Origin of the sequence: Acidisphaera rubrifaciens HS-AP3 (assembly GCF_000964365.1) — a bacterium.
Classification (GTDB): Bacteria; Pseudomonadota; Alphaproteobacteria; order Acetobacterales; family Acetobacteraceae; genus Acidisphaera; species Acidisphaera rubrifaciens.
This window is the reverse complement of the sequence record NZ_BANB01000868.1, coordinates 1-1,264: the sequence shown is the minus strand read 5'-3', so window position 1 is coordinate 1,264 and position 1,264 is coordinate 1. Positions and strand designations below refer to the sequence as shown.

1 protein-coding gene is annotated in these 1,264 nt (G+C 74.2%); it reads left to right on the top strand.

Going from position 1 to position 1,264, the window contains the following annotated elements; all coding sequences use genetic code 11:
* Positions 1-1,264, top strand: a 1,264-nt coding sequence (locus B8460_RS22400) for an nSTAND1 domain-containing NTPase (protein WP_048863122.1), incomplete at both ends; no start/stop codon positions are given.

Below are 1,264 nucleotides of genomic sequence, written 5' to 3'. Positions count from 1 at the left end.
GCAACCCCCACCGCCGCAACCCCCACCGCCGCACCCCGCGCCGCCGCCCCGGCCGCCCGCCTCGACGCCGACAATCCCTGGCCCGGCCTGCTGTCCTTCACCGAGGACAACCGCGCCTTCTTCCACGGCCGGACGCAGGACGTGGCGGCGCTGATGCGCCTGATCCGCCGCGACACGCTGACGGTGCTGTTCGGCCGCTCCGGCTACGGCAAGACCTCGTTGCTCCAGGCCGGGCTGTTCCCGGCGCTGCGGGCCGAGGATTTCCTGCCGATCAAGATCCGCCTCGACTTCGCGCCCGACGCGCCGCCGCTCGCCGATCAGGTCGCGCGCCGCCTGCGCGCGACCTTCGCCGAGGAGGGGATCGACGCGCCGCCGCCGGACACCGCCTCGCTCTGGGCCTATTTCCACGACGCGCGCACCGAGTTCTGGAGCCGCCGCCACCATCTGCTGACGCCCGTGCTGGTGTTCGACCAGTTCGAGGAGATCCTCACCCTCGGCGCCACGGCGCGGCGCGACGAGGCGGACGCACTGCTGACGCAGATCGCCGATCTCGCGGAATCCCGCCCGCCGGCCGAGGTGCGGGCGGCGATCGAGCGCGGCGAGCGCGACGCCGCCGAATGGCGGCTGAGCGACTCCCCGGTCAAGCTCGTGCTGTCGTTCCGCGAGGACTACCTCGCGCAGTTCGAGGCGCTGCGCGGACGCATGCCGTCGATCATGACCGGGCGGATGCGCGTGCTGCCGATGACCGTGCAGCAGGGGCTGGAGGCGGTGCTCGCCTCGGGCGGGCATCTCGTCGATGCCTCCGTCGCCCGCGAGATCGTCGCCTTCGTCGCCGGGCGGGGCGCCGATCACGTGGCCGCCGACGGCGCCACCCAGCCGGGCGAGGCGGAGATCGAGCCGGCGCTGCTCAGCGTCGTCTGCCACGAACTCAACCGCCGCCGCCGCGCCGTCGGCCTCGCGCGCATCAGCCACGCCCTGCTCGACGTCGCGCACGACGCGATCATCGCCGATTTCTACCGCCAGAGCGTTGCCGCGACGCCGGACGCGCTGCGCCGGCTGATCGAGGACGAGCTCGTCACCCTCGACGGCCACCGCAAGAGCTTCCCGCTCGCCGACGCGCTCGGCCGCCCCGGCGTGCGCGAGGCCGACATCGCAGCCCTGGTCGGCCACCGCATCCTGCGCGTCGACGACCGCTTCGGCAGCCGGCACCTGGAGCTGACCCACGACCTGCTGACCGGCGTCGTGCGCGCCGCCCGCGCGGAGC